The following is a 15,446-nucleotide window of genomic DNA, read 5'->3' on the forward strand; positions in this document are numbered from 1 at the left end:
CAACGCCTGTAAGGTAGCGGCGAACCGCGCCTCGGGCAAGTCGTTGCGCCACTTGACCCACCCCCGGAGGCGGTCTAGCTTGCCGACCGGACCCCAGGCCGGCGCCGGGCGCGCGCCGCGCCGCCCCGCGCAGGAGAAGCCGGCATGGCGGAAGACCGAGGCCATTACGACGCCAAGCTCGCCCTCATCCTCCGCAGCGCTGCCGCGGTCTTCGCCGACAAAGGGTACCATCAAGCCAGTATCCGCGACATAAGTCGTGCCACCGGCATCAGCCTCTCCGGCCTCTACTACTACTTCCGGAGCAAGGAGGAGCTGCTCTTCATGGTGCAGGATCACTGCTTCGGCACGATCCTCGAGAACCTGGAACGGCTGCTGGCCGGAATCGAAGATCCGCAGCGGCGGCTGCGACTGCTGGTGGCGAACCACCTGCGCTTCTTCGTGGGCAACATGAAGGAGATGAAGGTGCTCTCCCATGAAGCCGATTCGCTGACTGGAGAGTATCGTCGGCGGGTCAACGCCCGGAAAAAGCGGTATACGGAAATCTGCATGCAGACCCTGTCCGAGCTGCGCCCGGCCGGCCGCCCGGGCGACCTGCGGCTGGCCGCGTTCGCCCTGTTCGGGATGATGAACTGGATCTACAACTGGTATCATCCCGATCGGGATGTGACCGTGACGGAGTTGGCGGAGGGCATGAGCAAAGTCTTCCTCGAGGGATACCTCAGCGGGTTGGAAGCTGTGGCCGGCCCCGTCATCGAGCACGCCCCCGGGGAGGCGAACCCGTCGATCTGGAGGCGATAGCGCGGGATTCGGGGCTGGGAGTCCGATCCCGATCGGGACCGGGATCGGGACGGGTTGGGTGTCCGGGGATCGGATCATCGGGATGGGCGCAGCGCACGGGATCGGTACCGGTGCGCCGTCCGGGATGGGTCCGGGATCCGACGACGCGACGCGAGCCGCAGGAGCAGGGTTAGACAACGAACACTGGAGGAGGCGCGGAATGGTGAAGGTGCTGGAGACGGCTGCGGAGCAGGAGCGGGCTCCGCGGGAGCTGGTGCACTACGCGGCGCGCGACGGCGTGGCCCTGATCACGTTGGATGATCCGCCGGCGAACACGTACACATACGACATGATGCGCCAGCTTGACGAGGCGATCCTCGCGGCGCGCATGGCGGATGCTGTGTACGTGCTGGTGCTGACGGGTGCAGGCGAGAAGTTCTTCTCGGCGGGCGCCAACATCAACATGCTGGCCGATGTCACGGCGGGCTTCAAGTACTGCTTCTGCCTGCATGCCAACGAGACACTGAACCGGCTCGAGCAAACGCCGAAGCTGGTGATTTCAGCGCTGAACGGGCATACGGTCGGCGGCGGCCTGGAGATCGCGCTGGCTGCGGACCTGCGCATTGCGCGGCGGGGCGCGGGCAAGATCGGCTTGCCCGAGGTGAGCCTGGGTGTGCTGCCGGGCACAGGCGGCACGCAGCGGCTGTCCAGGTTGGTGGGCAAATCCCGGGCGATCGAACTCATGGCCACTGGCCGAACGTTCGATTTTGACGAGGCGAAGTCGCTCGGGATTGTGAATGACGTGTGGGACGCCGAGAGCCGCGATGCCTTTCTGGAGCGGGTACTGAACTACGCCGGCGAGTTCACGCCGCCCAATCGGGCGTCCAAGGCGGTGGGTCACATCAAGCGCGCCGTGCAGACCGGCTGGGAGCTCCCCATTGCCGAAGGACTGGCGGTCGAGCGCGAGCTGCAACAGCTCCTGTTCCAGAGCGAGGACGCGCGAGAAGGCCTGACCGCGTACACCGACAAGCGGAAGCCGCAGTTTCGGGGGAAGTGACAGCCAAGGGCTGTCATCCCGACCGGGGGATGCCAGGATAAGGGGCCCAGATGTCGACTACACAGGTTGCCGTAGAACGCAAGGCGCCGAATCAGCTTTTTATCGGCGGCGAATGGCGTGATGCCGCCGCTGCCGGAACCTTCGAGACGCGGAACCCGGCGACGGGCGAGGTACTGGTGGAAGTGGCGGAGGCGGGGGAGGACGACGTCGCGGCCGCGGTGGCTGCCGCGCGCTCGGCGGCGGAGTCGGCCGCCTGGCGCTCGCTCGACGCCGCGGACCGGGGCGCCCTGCTCTGGCGGCTGGCAGATGCGATCGAGGCGCGGTCCGAGCAACTGGCGCGACTCGAGGTGCTCGACACGGGGAAGCCGATCCGCGAGGCGCAGATCGACCTGCGCGAAACCGTGGACGCGTTCCGCTATTACGCCGGGTGGGCTACCAAACTCGAGGGCGAGACGATCCCGGTGCGGGGCAACGTCTTCAATTACACGGTGAAGGAGCCGGTGGGCGTGGTCGGCGCGATCATTCCCTGGAACTTCCCCCTGCTCATGGCGAGCTGGAAGGTGGCGCCGGCACTGGCCTGCGGGAATGCGGTGGTTCTCAAGCCCGCAGAGCAGACGCCGCTCACCGCCCTCGAGCTGGCGGCGCTGGCCGCCGAAGTGGGTGTCCCGCCCGGTGTCCTGAACGTGCTGCCAGGCTTTGGCGGGACGGCGGGGGCCGCGCTGGTGCGCCACGCGGGAGTGGACAAGATCGCGTTCACCGGTTCGACGGCGGTGGGCAAGGTCATCATGCGCGAGGCCGCCCAGACCCTGAAGAAGGTGTCGCTCGAGCTGGGCGGCAAGTCGCCCAACGTGGTCTTTGCCGATGCCGACCTGGACGCGGCGGCGCGCGGCGCGTTTGCAGCCATCTTCTACAACGCCGGCCAGTGCTGCACGGCGGGCTCGCGGCTGCTGGTCCAGGAGGCAGCACATGATGCGTTGCTGGACAAGCTGGTGGAACGGGCGAAGCGGCTCGAGCCGGCGGACCCGCTGGACCCCAAGACGCGGATCGGGCCGCTCATTTCGGAGCAGCAGCTCGGCCGTGTGCTGGGCTACATCGAGCGGGGGAAAGCCGAGGGTGCGAATCTGCTGACGGGCGGCAGGCGCGCCCCTTACCGGGGCGAGGAGCGCGGCTACTGGCTCGAGCCCACGATCTTCGACCGGGTCGCACCCCAGCATACCATCGCGCAGGAGGAAATCTTCGGGCCGGTGCTGGCCACACTGAGCTTCCGCGACGAGGAGGAAGCCGTCGCGCTGGCCAATCAGACCATCTACGGCCTGGCCGCGGCGGTATGGACGAATGACCTCAAGCGGGCGCACCGCGTGGCACGGCGGATCCAGGCGGGCACGATCTGGGTCAACACCTACCACCCGCTCGATCCGGCATCGCCGTTCGGCGGCTACAAGCAGTCGGGCTACGGCCGGGAGCTCGGCCAGTACGCGCTTGATCTTTACACGCAGGTGAAGAGCGTGTGGGTGGACCTAGGTTGAGATCCGTGCCTGGCACGGAGCCCCCGCTCGTACTCGGCTTGGGCGCGTGCCCCGTCCTGTTGACCGCGCCCGGTGGAAGCGGGATGGGGATCGGGACACGGCATCCGTGGTCACCGAGTAGCGATGCGTGAGGCGTGGATCATCGATGCCGTGCGCACGCCGGTGGGTCGTTACGGCGGCGCGCTGGCCGCCGTCCGCCCCGACGACCTGGGCGCCGTGCCCCTGCGCGCGCTGGTCCAGCGGACGGGGGTGGATCCGGGGCTCCTGGATGACGTGATCCTGGGGTGCACGAACCAGGCAGGCGAAGACAACCGCAACGTGGCGCGGATGTCGGCACTGCTGGCTGGCTTTCCCGTCGAGGTGCCCGGGCAGACCGTGAACCGGCTGTGCGGCTCCGGGCTGCAGGCGGTGCATGCGGCGTTCCACGCTGTGGTGGCGGGCGCAGGCGCCGTGTTCCTGGCGGGCGGCGTGGAATCCATGAGTCGCGCGCCCTTCGTGCTGCTCAAGCCAGAAGAGGCGTATGCGCGGGGCGCGCCGCAGGCGGCAGACTCGGCGCTGGGCTGGCGGTTCGTGAATCCGCGTTTTCCGGCGCACTGGACCATCGCGCTGGGCGAGACCGCCGAGCTGGTGGCCGAGCGCTGGGGCATCACGAGGCTGGCGCAGGACGAGTTCGCGCTGGAAAGCCAGCGGCGGGCGGCGGCGGCGCAGCAGGGGGGGCGTTTTTCGGCCGAGCTGGTTCCGGTGGAGGTGCCGCAGCGCAAGGGTCTGCCGGCACGGATCGAGGTGGATGAGCATCCCCGGCCGGACGTGACGCTGGAGCGCCTGGCGGCGCTGCCGCCGGTGTTCAGGCCGGGAGGCACGGTCACGGCCGGGAACTCGTCGGGGCTGAATGACGGGGCAGCGGCACTGCTGGTCATGGAGGCGGACCGTGCCCGAGTGCTGGGGCTCGAGCCGATCGCCCGGCTGGCCGCCGCCGCCGCTGCCGGTGTGGAACCCGAACTCATGGGGATGGGCCCGGTCCCGGCGACGCGCCGTGCCCTGGCGCAGGCGGGACTCGAAGCCTCCCAGCTCGCGCTGATCGAGTTGAACGAGGCCTTCGCGGCCCAGTCGGTGGCCTGTATCCGGGAGCTCGGCCTCGATCCGTCGCGGGTCAACGTCAACGGCGGTGCCATCGCGCTCGGCCATCCGCTGGGTTGCTCCGGCGCCCGCATCCTGACCACGCTGATCCACGAGCTGCGGCGCCGCGGCGGCGGCTACGGCCTGGCCACGATGTGCATCGGCGTGGGCCAGGGAATCGCCACGATCGTGGAGGTATTCGGCTCGTGAGCAGTGCGGCGCGATCCGTCCCGCGTAGGTCACCGGCCAGCGCAGGGCACGTCCTGGTCGAGCGGGACGGCACAATGGGCTGGATCCGCATCAACCGGCCGGAGCGGCTGAACGCGTTCTTTGGGCGGATGCGGCAGGAAATCGAGGCTGCGCTGGGCGAGTTCGAGCAGGACGACGCCGTCCGCTGCGTGATCATCACCGGGGTCGGCCGCGCCTTCTCCACTGGCGGCGACGCCTCGGTGATGGCCGAGCTGATCGAAGCGGGCGACGAAGCCGCTTTCGAGACCCAGGCGCAGATGGCCGCCTTCCGCTCGCCCGCCGCCCGGGAGGGGGTGCGGGCCTTCCTCGAGAAGCGCGCGCCGCGCTTCCCCCGGTAGCGGATGTCATCCCGCGCGAGCGACATCCGGAACGTGGCCGTGATCGGCGCCGGCACCATGGGGCACGGCATTGCGCAGGCGAGCGCTCAAGCTGGTTTCCGGGTCGCGCTCCTGGACACTGCAGCCGACCTCGTCGAGCGGGGGCTCGAGCGGATCCGCGAAAACCTGGACCAGGGCGTCGCGCGCGGGAAGCTGGCCCCCGAGGCGCGGGCCGCCGCACTCGATCGGCTGCGCGGCGAGACCGAGCTGGCCGAAGCAGTCCGCGATGCCGATCTGGTGATCGAGGCGGTTCCCGAGAAATTCGAGCTCAAGGTCCAGGTATTCCGCGAACTGCACGAGCACGCGCCGCCGCACGCGCTCCTGGCCACCAACACCTCGAGCCTCAGCGTTACCGACCTGCAAGAGGCGGCGCCGCGACGCGAGCAGGTGCTCGGGCTGCACTTCTTCAACCCCGTGCACGCCATGCGCCTGGTCGAGGTGGTCCGGGGCGAATGGACGGAGGAGCGAGCGGTGCAGGCGGGGGTAGCATTCGCGCGACGGCTGGGCAAGGAGCCGATCCTGGTGCACGATTCGCCCGGCTTTGCCTCCTCGCGGCTCGGCGTGGCGCTCGGGCTCGAAGCCATGCGCATGCTGGAGGAGGGCGTGGCTAGCGCCGAGGATATTGACCGGGCGATGGAGTTGGGCTACCGCCATCCCATGGGGCCTCTGCGCCTGACCGACCTGGTCGGGCTGGACGTACGCCTCGACATCGCCAACTACCTGAGCGAGAAGCTGGGAGCAGACCGGTTCCGGCCGCCCGAGGTCCTGAAGCGTCTGGTGGCCGAAGGGAAGTTGGGCAAGAAGTCGGGCGAAGGCTTCTACCGCTGGAAGGAGTGACGGGCGGGCATGGACTACGAGACCCTGCTGGTCAGCGTCGAGGAGCGGGTCGCGACCATTGTCGTCAACCGGCCGGACAAGCGCAACGCGCTGAACATGGCCGTTCGGCGCGAGTTGCTCGAGGTGCTGGACCAGCTCCGCAGCGCACCGGAGGCGCGCGTGGTGGTCTTCACCGGCGCTGGCGAGAAGGCTTTCATTGCCGGTGCGGACATCGCCGAGTTCGTGGAGCGCACGCCCATGGAGCAGCGCGTGGCCATGGGCGAACGGCCGATCTTCAGTGAGGTCGCCGCCTACCCGAAGCCCACCATCGCCATGATCAACGGCTTTTGCCTGGGCGGCGGTTGCGAGCTGGCGCTGGCCTGCGACCTGCGAGTCGCGGCCCGCTCCGCGCGCCTCGGACAGCCCGAGATCAAGCTGGGGCTGCTGCCGGGCGGTGGGGGGACGCAGCGACTCCCCCGGCTGGTGGGCTTCGGCCGCGCCATGCGGCTGGTGCTGACCGGCGAGATGATCGACGCCGAGGAGGCGGAGCGCATGGGCCTGGTGGACCTCGTCGTCGATGACCCGGCGCTGGCGGATCGCACCCGGGAGCTCGCCCGCCTGCTGGCCGGCTACTCGCCGGTCGCGCTGCGGCTGGCCAAGGAGGCGGTGCGCGCGGCGCTGGAAACGCCGCTCGAAGCCGGCCTCCGCTACGAGCGCGAATTGTTCGGCATGGCATTCAGCAGTGAAGACATGCGGGAGGGCGTGCGGGCATTCCTGGAGAAACGCGCGCCCGAGTTCCGGGGGCGCTAGGCTAGGCTAGGGAGAAGGCAGGAGGCCCATGAAGAAGACCCCTTTCGGTGACGAGCCCCGGGGCGCGGCGCAGCGGGTGAACCCCTTTGGCGACGAGGCCGTGACGCAGTCGCCGGCCGAGGCCGCAGAGCGCATCGAGAATGCCGCGCGCCGGATCCGGGGGCTGCGCAGCCAGCTCGGCTCGGAGGGGCTCACGCTCACGGCGACCCGAGAGCTGATCGACGAGCTGGCCTCGGGCCTCGAGGCGGCGGCCCGGGCGCTGCGCGGCCTGGCCGGCTAGCTTGGCCAGGACAGGCTCGCGCGCCGCAGCGCTATCCGCACATTAACCGACCTGCCAGTGATGCCCATGAGCATACGTGCCGCCCGGCGGCTGGCCGTGGCCTTCTTCACCGCCTACGTGCTGGTGCTGACCTATCCCGCTACCCTGCCCTTCAATCGCATCCGCCCGCTCGTGCTGGGGCTGCCCTTTTCCCTGTTCTGGAGCGCGCTCTGGGTCGCGCTCGCGGGCATCGTGTTCTGGATCCTGCACCGGGCAGAGTCCAGCGCGCAGCGGGAGAGCTGAGCGTGGAGCGCTGGCAGCTCATCGCCGGCATCGTCCTGGCGTACCTGATGGCCACGCTGGCCATCGGGTTGGCCGCCGGGCGCAGGGTGACGGCCAGCGTGGCGGGGTACGTGGCTGCGGACCGCCGCTTCGGCCTGCTGGCCATGTATTTCGTGACCGGCGCAACCATCTTCAGCGCCTTTGCCTTCCTGGGCGGCCCCGGCTGGGCGTATTCGCAGGGCGCCGCCGCCTTCTACATCCTGGCGTACGGCGTCCTGGGCATCGCGCCCTGGTACTTCCTGGGGCCGAAAGCAGGGCGGATCGGCCGGCAGCGGGGTTACGTGACCCAGGCCCAACTCGTGGTTGGCCGGTTTCCCAGCCGCCTGCTCTCCGCGCTTCTGGCCGGCGTTGCGGTCGCAGCCTCGATCCCCTACCTGGTGCTGCAGATCCGGGGCGCCGGCATTGTTGTCAGCGCCGTGACGGACGAGCACGTGCCGCTGTGGCTGGGCGCCGCCCTGGCCTACCTCGTCGTCGCAACGTACGTGCTGGTCAGCGGGGTCTCGGCCGTCGCCTGGACCAACGTGTTTCAGGGCGTGATCATGATGCTCGTGGCCTGGACGCTGGGCCTGTACATCCCTTACCGGCTGTATGGCGGCGTGGGCGCCATGTTCGAGGGGATCGCGGCCACACGGCCGGAGCTGCTCACGACGCCGGGCCTCGGCCCCGCTGGACAGCCCTGGAGCTGGGGCGCCTACTCGTCGGCGATCCTCTCTTCGGCCATTGGCTTCATCATGTGGCCACACCTCTTCATGAAGTCCTTCACCAGCCGTGACGACGATACGCTGCGCCGGACGGTGGTGCTTTATCCCACCTTCCAGCTCTTTCTGATCCCCATCTTCCTCATCGGCTTTGCCGGTGTGCTGTACCCGACCGCGCCCGCCACGCCGGACCACATCATGCCCCACATGATCCTGGGACTGGGGCTCCCCGCGCTGGTGGTCGGGCTCTTCTGCGCGGGCGCGCTCTCCGCATCCATGTCCACGGGCGATGCCCTGCTGCACGGCATGGCTTCCATCACCGTCGAGGACGGTGTACGCCCGTTCTTCCACTTCAGCGACGCGCAGCAACGCGTGCTCATGCGCCTGCTCGTCCTGGGGCTGGGCGGGCTGGCCTACGGCCTGGCGCTGGTCCAGACGCAAACCCTGGTGCTGCTGCTACTCACAGCGTACGGGATCGTGGACCAACTGGCACCCCCGGTCTACGCCGCGCTCTACTGGCGGCGGGCGACGGTGCCGGGCGTGCTCGCCGGGCTGGCCGCGGGCTTCGCCACCACGCTCTTCTTCTTCTGGCAGAAGGAGCTGCGCCCGTTCGAGATCCACGAGGGGCTGATCGGCGTGGCGGTCAATAGTCTCATGCTCATCGTGGTCAGCCTGCTGACCCGCCCCCAGCCACCCGACCACGCCCGGACGTTCGTGGCCGCCCGACCTGAGGAGCCGCCGCGGCCGGCAGCCGCCGTCGGGGTCGCGGCATGAGCCGAGCACAGCGTGAGGCGGCAGCGCCGGCGCCGCGCGTCGCGTTCCAAGGGGAGCTGGGCGCGTTCAGCGAAGAAGCGGTACGGCTGTATTTCGGCGGCGTCGTCGAGCCGGTGCCGCGGCGCGAGTTCCGCGAGGTAGGCGAGGCCGTGGTCTCGGGCGCCGTCGAGTACGGGCTGCTGCCCATCGAGAATACGGTCGCCGGCAGCGTCGTCGCCAGCTATGACGTACTCGGCGCCGGCGAGCTGGAAGTGGTGGGCGAGGTGATCGCGCCCATCCACCATTGCGTGCTCGGGCTGCCCGGCTCCAGCCTCGAGCGGTTGCGCCGCATCCTCTCCCATCCGGTCGCCCTGGCGCAGTGCAGTCGATTTCTGCTGCAGCACCCGACCATCGAGGCCGTGGCCGTGTACGACACCGCGGGCGCCGCCAAGGAGGTCGCGGCCGCGGGTGACCCGAGTGTAGCCGCGCTGGCGGGCCGCCCCGCAGCGACGCGGTACGGGCTGGTGCTGCTCGCCGAGGAGGTGGAGGATCGGCGCGACAACCAGACGCGCTTCCTGGTGGTGAGCAGGCGGGACGGCGGCGCAAGGCCGGAGCGGTGGAGGGGCCCCTGCAAGACAGCGTTGCTGGTCGAGACGGACAATCGTCCGGGTGCGCTCGTCCAGGTGCTGCTGCCGTTCGCAAACCGCGAGATCAACCTGTCCAAGCTCGAGTCCCGCCCCGGCGCCGAGCCATGGACGTACCGGTTTTTCGTCGAGCTGGAGACGGACGTGGCCGCGCCGGAGGCCCGAGAAGCCATCGAAGAAGTGGCACGGCGCGCCTCTTCGCTGCAGGTGCTGGGCAGCTACCCGCGATGGCAGGGGACGTGAATCTGCCTGGTGCGCCAGGTCAGGAAGGCGCTGGCGGCGCCGCGCCCGCCCAACCCGAGGCCACGCGCCTGGAAGAATTGAGGCAGCAGATCGCGGCGCTGGACGAGCAACTGATTCGTATTCTCGGCCAGAGGCTGGCACTGGCCGCGGAGATCGGAGAAGTCAAGCGCCGCCTCGGACTGCCCGTGCTGGACCCGGCGCGCGAAGCGGAAGTCGTGCGGCGCGCCGCAGCCGCCGCGCGGGACCAGGGCGTGGACCCCGAGCTCGTGCGCGACGTGCTCTGGCGGCTGATCGCCCAATCGCGCGGGATCCAGGATCACGACCCGCCGCTCACCCGCTCGAGCTAGCTTCGCGGCCAGAAGAGCGTGGCCACCCAGCGCAGCGCAGTGTAGGGCTCGATGTCCCCGCGCCGCACGGGCAGCGTGCGCGCCCGTTCCGGTTCCTTCTTCTCCACCATCGCGCCGCCTCCCTCCGCCGTCTCGCCACCACCTGAATCCGCGGATTCGCAGGAACGGGGCCAAAGCAGCCCAGAGTGGCGGCGAAAAAAGAAGCCCCGACCAGGTCGGTCGGGGCCGTGCGCCAGAGCCGGGTGCGCGGATCAGGCCGTGGTCACGCGATTGGGTCGACCGAAATCCACTGCCGCTCCCTGCCCCGGCGCTCGAACTTCACTACCCCATCGATCAGGGCAAACAGCGTGTCGTCCCGGCCCCGGCCTACATTCCGGCCCGGATGGAACTTGGTCCCGCGCTGCCGCACCAGGATGTTGCCGGCCAGGACACGCTGGCCACCAAAGCGCTTCACACCCAACCGCTGCGCATTCGAGTCCCGGCCGTTCCGGCTCGAGCCTACGCCCTTCTTGTGCGCCATACCGACCTCCTCAGCCGAGCCGGATCTCGCCGATCCGGACATCGGTGTACTTCTGCCGATGCCCCTGCTTGCGGCGGTAGTTCTTGCGCCGCTTCCACTTGAATACGATCACCTTCTCGCCCAGGCCATGCGCCACGACCTCGCCCACCACCGAGGCGCCGCCCACCTTGGGCGCGCCGACCTGGACGCCGTCGTCGGCCGAGGCCAGCAGCACATCCTCGAAGGTCACCGTCGCGCCGACGTCGGCCGCCAGCGCCGGGATCCGGATCATCATGCCTGGTTCAGCACGGAACTGCTTGCCGCCGCTGCGTATGATCGCGTACATGGTCCCTTGCGTAATTGATCAACCGCCAAGCTTTGAAAGATTGCCCGTGTCGAGCGTGCTGTCAAGCGGACCCCAGGCGCCGAACCCCAGGTGCCAGGGCGACCGCAGGCGGTGCCCGCAGGCGGCGACCCCCGGCGGGCGCGGCAGCGTGGCGGGGTGGTGCGCGTTGCCCGCATGGGCCTCCACCTTCGAGGGGGTCGGGGCCACTATGCGGATGCGGGAGCGGGGGCGGTGCCGGCTGCGCCTGCGGGTGTCGTTCTGACCGCCTCACCCCAGTGCGTACTTTGCCGTGACGTCGGCATCGGCGGGCCCGGCGAGGAGCCGGAACGCGTCCTGGCGCATGAGCGGGTCATCGCGGATGTCCAGGTCGAGCCGGAACTCGGACTGGAGCCGTCGCAGGAAGTTGGGCTCTTCCTCCAGGATGTGGAGGGCCACCTGGGGGTGAACACGGATGGTGACGTGCTTCTCGGCGCGCTCGGCGGCCACGCGGCGGATGGCGCGTTCAATACGCCGCACGACGGTCTCGGGCGTGAACACGCGGCCCGTGCCGCCGCAGTCCGTGCAGGGCTCGGTGAGGGATTGGAAGAGGGAGGGTCGGACGCGCTGGCGGGTCATCTCGACCAGCCCGAGCTCGGAGACCTGGAAGGCGCGGGTGCGCGCGCGGTCCCGGCTCAAGTAGCTGCGCAGTTCCTGGAGCACACGGTCCTGATTGGCGCGGGACTCCATGTCAATGAAGTCACAGACGATGATGCCGCCAATGTCACGCAGCCGGAGCTGGCGTGCGATTTCGCGGGCCGCGTCCAGGTTAGTCCGCAGGATAGTCTTTTCCGGGTCCCGTTTCCCGGTGTAGCGCCCGGTGTTGACGTCGATGGAGACGAGCGCCTCGGTGGGCTCGATGACGATGTAGCCGCCGGAGGGCAGCTCGACGCGGCGCTGGAACGCCTCGCGTATCGCTTCCTCGACGCCGTACTTGTCGAACAGGGGCAGCGGGTCCTTGTACAGGTGGACGCGGCTCATGAGGTCGGGATCCACGCCCTGGACGTACTGCTTGACTTCACCGTACACCTCTTTGCTGTCAATGATCAGGGCGTCGACTTTTTCCGTGAAGACGTCACGGATGAGGCCACTCGTCAGCTTCGCCTCGCGGTGGATCAAGGCGGGCGGCTTGGCTCCGCGCGCGCGCCGCTGGATCTTCTTCCAGGTGTTGAGGAGGGCCTTGAGCTCGCGGCCGAAGATCTGTCGTGTCAGCTCCTCACCCACCGTGCGGATAATGACGCCGCCAGAGTCCTCCGGGACAATCTCGTGCGCCAGGGCGCGCAGACGACTGCGTTCCTCGCGATCCTCGATCTTGCGGCTGACGCCGATGTGGCGGGACTGCGGCATGTAGACCAGGAACCGGCCGGGAAGGGAGATCTGGGTGGTGACGCGCGGACCTTTGGTGCCAATAGGTTCCTTCGACACCTGCACGGTCAGGCGTTCCCCCTTCTTGACCAGCTCCTGGATGGGTGGATAGCGGCGGCTCCTCCCCTCCCCTTCCAGCTCCTCTTCTTCCTCCTCCTCTTCCATGCCGGAATCTACGGCCACGTCCGAAACATGGAGGAAGGCGGCCTTCTCCGTGCCAATGTCTACAAAGGCCGCCTGGATGCCCGGCAGCACAGCCTCGACCTGGCCGATATAGATGTCACCCACCAGGCGTTGCGCCTCAGGGCGGTCCACCATGACTTCGACCAGGACATCATCTTCCAGAATGGCCACGCGCGTTTCTTGCGGCGCGGCCGACATGAGAATCTCGCGTTTCATACCCTTCCATTACGATCGGCGCGGGAAATGTCCCGGCCCTGAGTGCGCTTAGCCGCCCACCTCCTCGACCAGCTCGCGGAAGAGGTGGCGGGCGATCACCAGGCGCTGGATCTCGCTGGTGCCCTCGCCGATCTCACAAATCTTGGCGTCACGCATCATGCGCTCGACAGGATACTCACTCGTGTAGCCGTAGCCGCCCAGGAGCTGCACGGCGCGGGTGGTCACCCGCATGGCCATCTCACTGGCAAACAGCTTGGCCATGGCCGCCTCAGCGGTGTACGGTTTTCCGCTCTGTTTGAGCCAGGCCGCGTGATACACTAGGTGGCGTGCGGCCGCGATCTCGGTGGCCATGTCGGCCAGGGCAAACTGAATGCCCTGGAACTCGCGGAGCGCCCGGCCAAACTGCCGTCGCCCTCCCGAGAAGCGCAGCGCCTGGTCGAACGCGCCCTGCGCCAGCCCGAGCGCCAGCGCGCCCAGCCCAATGCGGCCGGCGTCCAGCGTCTTCATGAAATTGATGAAACCCTCGCCTTCCTCACCCAACCGGCTCTCGGCCGGCACGTCCGCGTCCTCGAGGATCAGCTCACGGGTGTCGGAGGCGCGCCAGCCCATCTTGTCTTCCTTCTTGGCCGCGCGCACTCCCGGAGTGAAGGGCTCCAGCTCGGCCGCGTGGCCGATGCCCAGCCGGTCCGCGATTTCGCGATCCGTCGTCTCCTTGGTGACAATGAAGCTGGTGATCCCGCGCGGCCCGCGACTCGGGTCCGTCACCGCCGTCACCACGAAGATCTCGCCCACGCCCGCATTGGTGATGAAGATCTTGCTGCCACTGATCCTGTACCCGCCGTTTGTGCGCACTGCCGTGGTACGCGTCGCGGCGGAGTCCGAGCCGGCGCCGGGCTCCGTCAGTCCGAAGCCGCCCAGCACCTGCCCGCGCGCCAGCAGCGGGAGATAGCGGCGCTTCTGGGCCTCGCTGCCGAAGTTCAGGATGGGCGAGGTGCCGAGCGTGGAATGCGCGCTCACCGTGATCGAGTGGCTCGCATCCACACGGGCCAGCTCCTCGATGACCAGGATGTAGCTCAGATAATCGTGTCCCAGGCCGCCGTACTCCTCCGGCACGTTGACGCCGAACAGGCCCAGCTCGGCCATGGCCTTGACGGTCTCCCAGGGAAAGCGGCAGCTCTCGTCCACTTCCCGGGCAACCGGCGCAATCTCAGACTCGGCGAACTCGCGGACGCGGGCCCGCAGCCGCTCGTGCTGCGCGCTAAGATCAAGATAAATCTGGGTCATGCCATGCCTCAGGCGAACGCGCGAAACCTATCATTCTACGGGGGATACACCGTGTGTCGAAAGGGGAGCCGCCGGAGCCGGGAAAACAGCGAAATCGGCGGCCGTCAGCGGCCGCGCGCGCGCCGGGCGTGCGGCGGCTGCTGGCCCGGGAGCAGGCGACCAGCGGCGCCCTGGCAGTTGTCGCAGCCGGCGCACCTGCGCCGGGCGTCCGGGTCGCCGAAGTAGCGGAGCACGTAGCCGCGGCGGCAGCCGTCGTGGTAGGCGTAGCTCTGCATACGCTGGAGCTTGCTGCGCTCGCGGCGATGGTGCGCCTCGAGGGCTGCCCAGTCGACGGGCAGGCGGGTGGCCGGTCCCTCGAACAGGAGCTGCATGCCCTCGGTGGTAGGCCAGGCGCGCCATTCGAGGAACCCCTCCTGCTGCAGGCGTTCGAGCATGGCGTCCCCCGCCTCCCCCGATTGCCCAAGGTGCTGCAAATCGCGCGGCCCGGCCTCGAGGCCGTGGTAGAGCGCCTGTCCGCCGTAGCGGCGCCACAGGCGGCGCAGCAGTTCTCGCTCCGCGCCGCGGCGGGTCTCGTCCAGCTCGCGCCGGATCCGGTCCGGCGTGGCCATCAGCCGGAGCCAGGGCCGGCCGCGGCCTGCATCGGTCCGGCGGAGCACACCGGCCTCGGCCAGCACGCGCAGCGCCGATTCGACCTGGCGCTCGCTCTTCGCGGGCGCCGCGTGCGACAGTAGCTCGCCGGCCGGGACCGCGGCCACACCATTCTCCGCGCCGCGACGCCGCAGCACACGGTAGACTGCCTCGACCACTTCCCGGGGCGGGTACCCCTGCTCGATGAAGAACTCGTGCGTGAACCGATCCGGGTAGGCGTGGAGCAGCACGCAGGTGGCGGGCTGACCATCACGGCCAGCGCGGCCGGCCTCCTGGTAGTACGCTTCCAGCGAGCTGGGCATGTTGTAGTGCACCACCAGGCGCACGTTCGGCTTGTCGATGCCCATGCCGAAGGCGTTGGTGGCGACGACCACGCGCAGCTCCTCGCCCATGAAGGCATCCTGCAGCCGCCGGCGCTCGGCATCGGGGACGCCGGCGTGGTAGCCCGCCGCCGGCAGCCCGGCGCGGATCAGCAAGTCCGCCAGCGCATCCACCCGCTTGCGCGTCGAGGCGTACACAATGCCCACGCCCGCACCTGCGCTGCGGCGCAGCAGCTCGAGCAGCAGCCGGTCCTTCTCGCGGTCATTGGCGGCCGCCAGCACGTGCCAGGACAGGTTGGGCCGGTCGAAACCGCGTACGACCACGCGAGGCCGGGCCAGGCGGAGCTGCCGGAGCACGTCCTGGCGCACCTCGGGCGTGGCCGTAGCGGTCAGGGCGATGGTGGTGCAGCCGAGCGCCGCGCGCACCGCGCCCAGCTCCAAATAGCTGGGGCGGAAGTCATGCCCCCACTGCGAGATGCAGTGGGCTTCGTCCACCGCCAGCAGCGCCACCCGCAGCCCCGCCAGCCGCTCGCGG

General features: G+C 69.2%; 17 protein-coding genes. 12 read left to right on the forward strand and 5 right to left on the reverse strand.

Annotated elements, in window-relative coordinates:
• Positions 1 to 144 precede the first annotated feature (144 nt).
• The 12 genes from HY703_10780 to HY703_10835 all read left to right on the forward strand — a co-directional run bounded on the left by HY703_10780 (position 145) and on the right by HY703_10835 (position 10,014).
• The gene (locus tag HY703_10780; protein MBI4545671.1) at positions 145 to 798 is read left to right on the forward strand and encodes a TetR/AcrR family transcriptional regulator; all 654 of its coding nucleotides are present in this window, start codon (positions 145 to 147) and stop codon (positions 796 to 798) included.
• A gap of 199 nt (positions 799 to 997) precedes the next feature.
• Positions 998 to 1,834, forward strand: a complete 837-nt coding sequence (locus HY703_10785; protein ID MBI4545672.1) for an enoyl-CoA hydratase/isomerase family protein — start codon at positions 998 to 1,000, stop codon at positions 1,832 to 1,834.
• Positions 1,835 to 1,884: 50 nt separating this feature from the next.
• On the forward strand, positions 1,885 to 3,360 hold the full coding sequence (locus HY703_10790; protein ID MBI4545673.1) for an aldehyde dehydrogenase family protein: 1,476 nt from the start codon (positions 1,885 to 1,887) through the stop codon (positions 3,358 to 3,360).
• 123 nt (positions 3,361 to 3,483) lie between these two features.
• Positions 3,484 to 4,686, forward strand: a complete 1,203-nt coding sequence (locus HY703_10795; GenBank protein ID MBI4545674.1) for an acetyl-CoA C-acyltransferase — start codon at positions 3,484 to 3,486, stop codon at positions 4,684 to 4,686.
• Entirely contained in the window at positions 4,683 to 5,063 is a 381-nt protein-coding gene (locus tag HY703_10800) for an enoyl-CoA hydratase/isomerase family protein (protein MBI4545675.1), read from the forward strand. Before HY703_10795 ends, HY703_10800 begins: the two co-directional genes overlap by 4 nt.
• A 3-nt stretch (positions 5,064 to 5,066) precedes the next feature.
• The gene (locus HY703_10805) at positions 5,067 to 5,939 is read left to right on the forward strand and encodes a 3-hydroxyacyl-CoA dehydrogenase family protein (protein ID MBI4545676.1); all 873 of its coding nucleotides are present in this window, start codon (positions 5,067 to 5,069) and stop codon (positions 5,937 to 5,939) included.
• Positions 5,940 to 5,948: 9 nt separating this feature from the next.
• Complete coding sequence (locus HY703_10810) at positions 5,949 to 6,728, forward strand: enoyl-CoA hydratase/isomerase family protein (GenBank protein ID MBI4545677.1); 780 nt, start codon at positions 5,949 to 5,951, stop codon at positions 6,726 to 6,728.
• 28 nt (positions 6,729 to 6,756) lie between these two features.
• A complete protein-coding gene (locus HY703_10815) occupies positions 6,757 to 7,008 on the forward strand; it encodes a hypothetical protein (protein MBI4545678.1) in 252 nt (83 codons plus the stop codon).
• A gap of 66 nt (positions 7,009 to 7,074) precedes the next feature.
• The gene (locus tag HY703_10820) at positions 7,075 to 7,290 is read left to right on the forward strand and encodes a DUF3311 domain-containing protein (protein MBI4545679.1); all 216 of its coding nucleotides are present in this window, start codon (positions 7,075 to 7,077) and stop codon (positions 7,288 to 7,290) included.
• 2 nt (positions 7,291 to 7,292) lie between these two features.
• Positions 7,293 to 8,801 carry a sodium:solute symporter family protein gene (locus HY703_10825; GenBank protein MBI4545680.1) on the forward strand — a complete coding sequence of 503 codons (1,509 nt, stop codon included), beginning with the start codon at positions 7,293 to 7,295 and terminating at the stop codon, positions 8,799 to 8,801.
• Positions 8,798 to 9,667 (forward strand): prephenate dehydratase, encoded by an 870-nt coding sequence (locus tag HY703_10830; protein ID MBI4545681.1) that lies wholly within the window; start codon positions 8,798 to 8,800, stop codon positions 9,665 to 9,667. The genes HY703_10825 and HY703_10830 overlap by 4 nt, the downstream gene beginning before the upstream one ends.
• On the forward strand, positions 9,664 to 10,014 hold the full coding sequence (locus tag HY703_10835) for a chorismate mutase (protein MBI4545682.1): 351 nt from the start codon (positions 9,664 to 9,666) through the stop codon (positions 10,012 to 10,014). Before HY703_10830 ends, HY703_10835 begins: the two co-directional genes overlap by 4 nt.
• 262 nt (positions 10,015 to 10,276) lie before the next feature.
• Here HY703_10835 and rpmA read toward each other — a convergent pair whose 3' ends face one another.
• The 5 genes from rpmA to HY703_10860 form a co-directional block, all read right to left on the reverse strand.
• Entirely contained in the window at positions 10,277 to 10,534 is a 258-nt protein-coding gene (rpmA, locus tag HY703_10840; GenBank protein ID MBI4545683.1) for a 50S ribosomal protein L27, read from the reverse strand.
• Positions 10,535 to 10,544: 10 nt separating this feature from the next.
• Complete coding sequence (gene rplU, locus HY703_10845; GenBank protein MBI4545684.1) at positions 10,545 to 10,859, reverse strand: 50S ribosomal protein L21; 315 nt, start codon at positions 10,857 to 10,859, stop codon at positions 10,545 to 10,547.
• 267 nt (positions 10,860 to 11,126) lie between these two features.
• Positions 11,127 to 12,659: an Rne/Rng family ribonuclease gene (locus HY703_10850; GenBank protein ID MBI4545685.1), complete on the reverse strand. Its 1,533-nt coding sequence runs from the start codon at positions 12,657 to 12,659 to the stop codon at positions 11,127 to 11,129.
• 48 nt (positions 12,660 to 12,707) lie between these two features.
• Positions 12,708 to 13,934, reverse strand: a complete 1,227-nt coding sequence (locus HY703_10855) for an acyl-CoA dehydrogenase family protein (GenBank protein ID MBI4545686.1) — start codon at positions 13,932 to 13,934, stop codon at positions 12,708 to 12,710.
• A 113-nt stretch (positions 13,935 to 14,047) separates the two neighbouring features.
• The coding region (locus HY703_10860) for a RecQ family ATP-dependent DNA helicase (GenBank protein ID MBI4545687.1) at positions 14,048 to 15,446 on the reverse strand (1,399 nt) is incomplete at its 5' end.

Source organism: Gemmatimonadota bacterium (assembly GCA_016209965.1).
Lineage (GTDB): Bacteria > Gemmatimonadota > Gemmatimonadetes > Longimicrobiales > RSA9 > JACQVE01.